At 68.0% G+C, this 7,341-nt stretch carries 7 protein-coding genes and 1 pseudogene; 1 reads left to right on the top strand and 7 read right to left on the bottom strand.

Annotation, left to right across the window (positions count from 1 at the left end; genetic code table 11):
- From AC5FRW_RS18670 to AC5FRW_RS18640, 7 genes and pseudogenes are all read right to left on the bottom strand, one after another.
- A pseudogene (locus AC5FRW_RS18670) lies at nucleotides 1-74 on the bottom strand (IS6 family transposase); the annotation flags it as partial.
- Between the two features lie 72 nt (nucleotides 75-146).
- Nucleotides 147-1,040, bottom strand: a complete 894-nt coding sequence (locus AC5FRW_RS18665) for an SDR family oxidoreductase (RefSeq protein WP_493569973.1) — start codon at nucleotides 1,038-1,040, stop codon at nucleotides 147-149.
- Nucleotides 1,037-1,468 carry a DUF5791 family protein gene (locus tag AC5FRW_RS18660; RefSeq protein ID WP_493569972.1) on the bottom strand — a complete coding sequence of 144 codons (432 nt, stop codon included), beginning with the start codon at nucleotides 1,466-1,468 and terminating at the stop codon, nucleotides 1,037-1,039. The genes AC5FRW_RS18665 and AC5FRW_RS18660 overlap by 4 nt, the downstream gene beginning before the upstream one ends.
- A gap of 33 nt (nucleotides 1,469-1,501) precedes the next feature.
- A complete protein-coding gene (locus AC5FRW_RS18655) occupies nucleotides 1,502-4,621 on the bottom strand; it encodes a DUF7286 family protein (protein ID WP_493569971.1) in 3,120 nt (1,039 codons plus the stop codon).
- Nucleotides 4,621-5,502 carry a DUF7284 family protein gene (locus tag AC5FRW_RS18650; RefSeq protein ID WP_493569970.1) on the bottom strand — a complete coding sequence of 294 codons (882 nt, stop codon included), beginning with the start codon at nucleotides 5,500-5,502 and terminating at the stop codon, nucleotides 4,621-4,623. The genes AC5FRW_RS18655 and AC5FRW_RS18650 overlap by 1 nt, the downstream gene beginning before the upstream one ends.
- Nucleotides 5,499-5,888, bottom strand: a complete 390-nt coding sequence (locus AC5FRW_RS18645) for a DUF7285 family protein (RefSeq protein WP_493569969.1) — start codon at nucleotides 5,886-5,888, stop codon at nucleotides 5,499-5,501. Before AC5FRW_RS18645 ends, AC5FRW_RS18650 begins: the two co-directional genes overlap by 4 nt.
- Nucleotides 5,869-6,333: a DUF7283 family protein gene (locus AC5FRW_RS18640; RefSeq protein WP_493569968.1), complete on the bottom strand. Its 465-nt coding sequence runs from the start codon at nucleotides 6,331-6,333 to the stop codon at nucleotides 5,869-5,871. The genes AC5FRW_RS18645 and AC5FRW_RS18640 overlap by 20 nt, the downstream gene beginning before the upstream one ends.
- 85 nt (nucleotides 6,334-6,418) lie before the next feature.
- Here AC5FRW_RS18640 and AC5FRW_RS18635 point away from each other — a divergent pair, with 85 nt between their 5' ends.
- Nucleotides 6,419-7,339 carry a calcium/sodium antiporter gene (locus AC5FRW_RS18635; RefSeq protein ID WP_493569967.1) on the top strand — a complete coding sequence of 307 codons (921 nt, stop codon included), beginning with the start codon at nucleotides 6,419-6,421 and terminating at the stop codon, nucleotides 7,337-7,339.
- Nucleotides 7,340-7,341 lie beyond the last annotated feature (2 nt).

Raw genomic sequence — 7,341 nt, 5'->3', positions numbered from 1 at the left:
GGTGTCGCTTCTCGTTCAACAAACTCTAAGTCGATCTCGTCTAAATTCCCGATGAGGCGGCCGTTTTCGGGCATGAATCACTTTGAAAACGGACCGCCTCACTCTTCATCCTTATCTGAACACGACCACCTGTGTTCGTTCGATCGTCAGTGGGATGCTCGATAGCTATCGACCGCTGCACGATAGCCACTGCGGTAGGTCGGATGGACGAACTCGTACCCCAGCGACCGCAGATAGTCGTTCGAACAGCGCTTGCTCGTCTCGATCCGTCGCCGGGCGGTCTCGGATAGCTCGTCGTCTGCCAGTCGCTCGGCTTTCGTCCGCTTGGGTGGGTGCTCGACGCCACATTCGTCGGCCAGCCAGTCGGCGAAGGCCCACTTCTCGACCGGTTCGTCGTCGACGACCAGCACGACCTCTTCACGCGCCAGCCCCTCCGTCAGCAGCCACTTGACCGAGCCGGCGGCGTCCTCGCGATGGACCATGTTCAGGTACCCCTCGGTGACGGGACCGTTCAAATACCGCTCCAGTCGGTAGCGATCCGGGCCGTACAGGCCGGCGTAGCGTGCCACGGTCCCGTCGATGCCGTGTTCGGCGGCCGTCTCGACCGCGACCCGCTCGGCCTCGGCGAGGACGCGTGTCTTCTCTGTCTGTGGGTCCAGCGCCGTCGTCTCGTCGACGACCTCGCCGCCGTGGTCGCCGTAGACGCCCGTACTCGACGTGTAGACGAGTCGCTCCGGCGGGTCTGCGCGCTCACCGAACTGCTCGATCACGGTTTCGAGACCGTCGACGTAGATTCGCCGGGCCGCCTCTGCCCCGCGTCCGCCGGAACTGGCGGCGAAGACCAGCGCGTCGGCGTCGGGGACGGTCGCCAGCGCCTCGGCGTCGGTCACGTCGGCCCGGACGGCAGTCCCGCCGGCCGACTCGACCGCAGTCATCCCCTCCTCGGAGCGCCGGACGCCGACGACCTCGTGTCCGTCGTCGGCCAACTGCCGACACAGTGCCAGTCCCACGTAGCCACAGCCGAGGATGGCGACCCTCATCGGCCCTTTCGCTGCTCGATGCACTGGTGCAGCAGCGCGAACTCGGCGATGGTCATCGGAAACCGCCCTTCGATCTTCTGCTGGATCTCCTTTGGCTCCAGTTCGCCGTCGACGCCCGACGCCAGCGTCTCCACGTCCAGTACTGCCGTCGTCATCCCCATCAGGAGGATGTCACGCGCTTCGGCCGCGATGGCGTCGGCCGGCGGGCGATCCTCACCGAGTGCGAGGATCGCCGCCGCGTCGGTCAGATCGACCGTCGGTGACTCGCCGTCGACGAGCGCGTCGAGCGTCGCCTGGTCGACGCCCGTCTCGTCGGCGACCGTCTCGATGCCGACCGTCTCGATGGTCTCTGCCAGCGTCGTCTCGTAGGCCTGTCGCAACGACTCCGGCGTCCGCTCGCCCGCGTCCTCGAACTCGCCTCTGAGCATACCGCCCCTACACCGTCGCCGTACAAGTCAGTATCACTCCGACTCCGTTTGTGACCACCCGGCGGACGATTCGACCGTGACGCCGTTCGTGTCGCCGACGCCGGTCCGTCCCGGCGGGACGACGACCATCACGGTCGCCGTCGCGTCGAAGTCGACTCGCGTCGACCGTCCCAGTCGTTCGGCCGCGCCGTCGCCGTCCACGTCGAGCGTGACGTTCTCGCCGTCGCGGACGTACGCGAACTCGCCGCCCGGCGTCGTCGGCCGACCCTGTGAGACCCGGACGCCAAAGCGGGCGTACTCCCCGCGAACCTCGACGTGCCAGACGTTCGTCGTCGCGTACCAGTAGCCGGGGACCGGTGCGAGCGGGAGGCCCGCCGGCATCGCACTGAACGACTTTTTCATCAGCTTGCTGTATCCCTTCTTGGTCGCTCGCTCGGCCGCCCGTCCGGCCGCGTCGCGGGCGAGGTCACGGACGACCCTGTGAGTCATCGACCGGCTCTCGTTGACGGCGTCCACGTTCGGCCGTGCTGCCTTCTCGGTCAGATTCGTCGCCAGCGTCCGATTCAGGCGAATCGCCAGCCGATCACGTTCGGCGACCGTGAGGTCTGCCCGATGGGTCGCAATCGTCGTCAGCCGACGCGTGACGGTGCCGTTTGCGAGTGCCAGCGCCCGCCCGTGCGTGGTGTTCCACGGCGCGAGTGCGTCCTCGACCATCGCACTTCTGGCCCCGTCGTCGCGGCCGATTTGCTGGGATTCGAGGATGTTTTGCTGGCCCTCTCGAAGGTGGTCGATGGCGTCTGCGACCTGCCGTTCGAGGGTGTTACGTCGTCCGAGGAGCGCGTTGACCTTGGCCGCCCGGTCCTCCCGCTTTTGTTCCTCTCGTCTCGTCAGATTCCGCTCCCATCTATCGCTGTACACCCGTGAGAAGTTGACCGCCGCCAGTGCCGTCTCGGTCGCGTTGAGTTCGTTGGCGGCGGCCTGCAACTGGACGCCGCTGTTCGTCCCGAACAGCCCGTCGACGAGGCCGTCCGTCGCGGTCTGGTACGGGACCGAGAAGACGTTGGTATTGCGCGCCGAAAGCGGATGCGACCGCCCGTCGATCGCGGGGATCTGATCGTGTGTTAGCTGGGCTTGTGTCAGGTACGCCGGGGCGGCATCGGCAGTCAGCCGCCGCTCGCCACCGATGCCCGAGATTCTGGGCTGGCGATCAGGGACGGGGCGTTCGCGGGCTTCGAGGCTCTCGGAGAGGGTCGTCATCGAGGTGCCGGCCTCGTCGAGTGCCTGCTCGAACGCGCTGCCCTGCTCGCGGCGTTGTTCGGCCCGGTCTCGAAGCAGGGCTTCGACGCGGTCCAGATACATCGATCGGGCGGCGATGCGGGCTTTCGTCGCGGCGCTGTCGTAGGTCCGTGGCGCGTCGAGCAGTTCGGCCCGGCGCTGTGCCAGTCGGTCGGCGAGTGCCGCCGGCGGATTGACGCTGAACGAGCCGAGACCGCCCTGCTCGACGGTGACGGAGATGTCCCGGACACGCTCGCGAAGCGTCATCAGATCGCGATAGATCCATTCGGAGAGATCCGCCGGCCGGTCGAGCGTGTACCGTACGGTCCGTTCGTCGACACCTCCGTTCGCGCCGGGGCCGAGCCGCACTGCCTGCTCTCTTCGGTCGCTCAGCAACTGCGCTCTGGCGACGCCGTGCGCGTCGGCGAGGTTCGGGCCGTCGAGGGGTCCAGTGCCGCGCTCGTGGGCGGTTCGGATCGGACGGTTCGGCGCGGGCGAGGGCAGGTCGTGGCGGCCGACGACGGCGACGCTGACGTTCTGGCGCGCCGTGGTCGTGCGACTGGCGGTCCGCCGGAGCGTCTCGGTCGTCCCGTTCGGTCCCGTGCTCTCGCGTACCCACGTCCGGTGAACCGTCACCGTCCGCACGAACTGGCGACTATCGGTCTCGAAGCGGTGCCAGCCTTCGGGGGTCGCCGGCGGCGCGACGCTGACAGCGCGCTCTCGCGTGGTTTCGTCACGCCACTGTGCGACCTGTGACCAGTTCTCGCCCGGACTGCTCGGTGGCGTCGGATCGACTGCGAGGTCCCCGTCGACACGACCGAGGGTTTGCATTTCGACCGTGTAGGCCGACGCGGCCGCCGTCGCGATGCGCTCGTCGTCGAGCATCCCGACGAACGCCTCGAATGCAGTCTCGTTGATCCCGATCCGGCGCGTCTCGCCCGGTCCCGACCGCTGGGGCGGATCGAGTCCCTGTATCTCGCTGTCGGTCGGCGTCGTCGCTCCACCCACGAGCGTCTGGAGGATCGCCCTGTGCTTTCCCGCCTGCGCCGTCAGATCGTTGGCTGCCGTCTTCGTCGTCGCCACCGCCAGCGTCCGGCGACCGCGGGGGTCGCTGTGGCCGATCGTCGCCCGCTGGAGGTCAAGCAAAGCGTTGTTGGTCGCGACCCCGACGTGTTGGTTCGAGACGACGTTGTCGATCGGGGCACCGCCGTACTGGGCGTACCCCCGGCCCCACGCCAGTGCGTACAGCTGTGCGGTCAGACGCTGGCTGAGTCCGGGCTTCGTGATGTCGGCGTCGAGGCGCTCTTGGTACGCCTGTACGCGCTCGTGAGCCGCGAGCACGGGCGTCGCGACGACGACGGTCGGCGAGATGGTCGTCTGTGAGCGGACCCGACCGTCCACTTTCGTCTGGATCGTCACGTTCTCGATAGTAACTCGGATCGCCGTTCCGTTCTCGTCGGCGCGTTCGATCTCGACGCGGCGTTTGGCCGCTCGAAGCCCTGCTTCGGTCTCGGTCGGCGGGAGCGACACCGTCCCCGTCACGTCGCTCTGCCGTACGTCGACCCCGGACAGGCGCTCGCGTGCCTGCAGGTAGATCCGCAGTCGAAGCGCGTCGCGAAAGGGCGTGGAGTCGTTGAGTACGCGCCCCGATGTCGTGTTCGCCGGTTCGATCACGGGATTGGCTGCGGCCGTCCGTCCCGCCGCCGAGACCGCTTCACGGAGTGCGGTCTGGGTCGTCGCCGTCGTTCGCTCGACGACGACTTCGGTCTCGCTGTCGGCCGGTGGCCGTGCGGGATCGATCGTCGTCGTCAGCGTGGCGCTGCTGACCAGCAGGAGGACGCCGATCAGTGCGAACGGCACGCGGGCGCGGTCGTCCATCACGGTGACCACGTCCTGACTACGATCCGTGTCTCGTCGGTCTGTACTGCCCGTGCGGCCGCCCCCGGCGAGGAGAAGCGCCCTCGCATATCTGTCGCCAGCCGTCGGGCGAGCGCGTCGGTGAGGTCCTCGTTTAGTGACGTGACTGGGTCGTTCTCGATGTCGAGCAGCGGTGCGTTCGTCAGACGTGCTACCCGCCGATAGCGGTGTGCGGTGAGCGTGTCGACCGGCGCGTCACCCCGTAACGCGACGCGAGTCTCGGCGGGCGGGAAGTAGCTGTCCACGATGGACTCGGCGATGGCGCGCGCGACACCGTTGGTCCCGTTCTCGCTGGCGGCAGTGAGTGCGCGCTCGCGGGCTGGAGCGAAGCCGCTGTCGACGGTCAGTGTCGCGGCGCGAACGTCGGCCCGTGCCGGCGGTGTCGGTCCGACGTGGAATCGGCCATCGATCGGTGCGTCGGCGTACGGCTCCCAGCGAACCGTCACCGCGACCGCAGTGTCGCGCCGCTGGACGAGCGTGCGGGTCCCCGCTCGGACGCGCTCGGTGAAGCCACCGCTGGCCGGTGCGAGCCGTTCGCCCGAAAGCGTCGCGTTCGCCCGTGCGCCAGCGGCGAGCAGTCCCGCCGTCGTGCCGTGGGCCGAGCGTTCGAAGTCGGCCGTCGCCTCGTCGTAACTGATAGCGTCGCTCTCGTTTGCCGTCGGCCGTAGCTCGTACTCGACCGACTGGGTCGTCGTCGCGAGCTGTTCTACCGTCTCGTCGGCGGGGTCCCCGGTCGCCGGTGGTGCCCCGACGCTCCCGGTCCCGAGTACGAGCGTCGCGACAGCCCCGCCGAGCAAGAACAGGAAGACCGTCGTGTCGACGACGGTGCTGATCGCTCTCATCGCCAGACCACCACCGTGAGCGTGCCGGGCCGAATCCGTCCCGGCCCGACCTGTACCGCGACCCGTTCGCTCGCTTGCCTCGCGCCCTCCGGGGGAACCGGTCCGGCGACCCAGCGGTCGTCCCCCGTCGTCACGACGACGTGGGTCTCGTAGCCCGCCGGGCCAGCGGCCGCGCCCCCGTTCGTCCGAGACGGCTCGACGACGCCTGCGGGTGCGAGACGATCCTCGACGGCCGACAGCGCCGTCTCGGCGATCTGGCGGTCGTGCTGGCCCGGCAGTTCGGCGTCGAGGACGCCAGCGTACAGTCCCAGTGCCAGCGACACCATCGCGACGGCGACGAGCGCGGCGAGCGGCTCCGTCTGTGCCCTATCCCACGAGCGTGACATCCGTCTCCCCCCAGTTCACTCGGCGAACGTCGATCTGTTCGGGTGCGGGTCGCCACTCGCCCGTCGTCTGTGCCTCGTCGACGGCGTCTCGGAACGTTCTGTGCGATTCGAACACGTCGTCGGGCGGGTGGCCGTGGAGGACGAGTTCGAGTCGGTCGTCGGCGACGGCGGGGGTAACTGGGCCGAAGAAGAACGTCGCGTGTGCCGTGCCGCCGTCGTTGCGCAGGGCGATCCGGTGGGCACCGAGTCGCATCGCGGCCGCGTCGATTCCGACGCGTTCGTGTGCGCCTGCCGGCTCGACGGCGACGCGGTCGACGGCGTCTGCGACGGTCGTCGTCTCTGGTGGGACGGTGGCCGGGAACGCGGCGACGACACCGAGAGTGACGACGCTGACCGCCGCGACGCCGAGCCAGACGTACATCGTGTCGACTGGGACATCGAACATGGCCGCGCTTGCGCTCGTCCCCGTTTGTAAACCTCCCGTCGGCGCGGGCGAACGCTTTACTGTTGGCGAGAGAACACGTGAGTGGATGCTCGTCGAGATTGGGTTGTTCCTCCTCGGTCTCGCCGGTCTCGTCTTCGGCGCGGACCGAGCAGTCACGTCGGCCGGTGATCTGGCCCTCTACTACGGTGTCTCGCCGTTTTTCATCGGCGTGACCGTCATCTCCGTCGGTACGTCGGTCCCGGAGATGGTCACCTCGATCTATGCCGCTTACTACGGCGCCGGTGATCTCGTCGTCGGGAACATCGTCGGGTCCGAGATCGCACAGATCACGCTCGCCGTCGCCATCGTCGCACTGATCGCGCCGATCGTCACGACGCGGCGCAACGTCCTCGTCTACGGCACGGCGATGTTGCTCGCGATGATCATCCTCATGATCGCACTGGACGACGGTCGGGTCGGACGCTCGGAGGGCTTTCTGATGGTGCTCGCGTACGTCCAGTTCATCTACACGCTGTACACGAACGAGGGCGGCCGGGAGATCACCGACGAAGTGATCGAGGAACCGAGGGAACCGCGGGACACCCTCCCGTGGATCCTCGGTGGGCTGCTGGCTGTGGTCGTCGGCGGACAGTTGATGGTGACCAACGGCGTCGCTCTGGCCCGTCTCGTCGGCATCTCCGAGTACCTGATCGGCCTGCTGACCGGGCTGGGGACGACGATGCCCGAGATCGTCGTCGCCGGTATCGCGGCGTCGGAGGGCCGTGGTGGCATCTCGATCGGGTCGCTGCTGGGGAGCAACATCACCGATCCGGTCTTCTCGCTCGGAATCGGGGCTGTGTTCTTCGAGGTGGCTGTCGATCAGCCGGCCGCGATCGCACCGTCGCTGCTGTACATGCTCGCCGTCTCGACTGTCGTCCTCGCCATCCTCTACTGGCGGCGTGGGATCGACCGGCGCGCCGCCATCGTCTGTCTCGCACTGTACGTGCCCTCACTGTTGCTCGGGTAAAA

The organism is Halomicrobium sp. HArcht3-1, from assembly GCF_058933345.1.
Note: the sequence above shows the minus strand (reverse complement) of the source record. Positions and strands in the feature narration are given on the sequence as shown.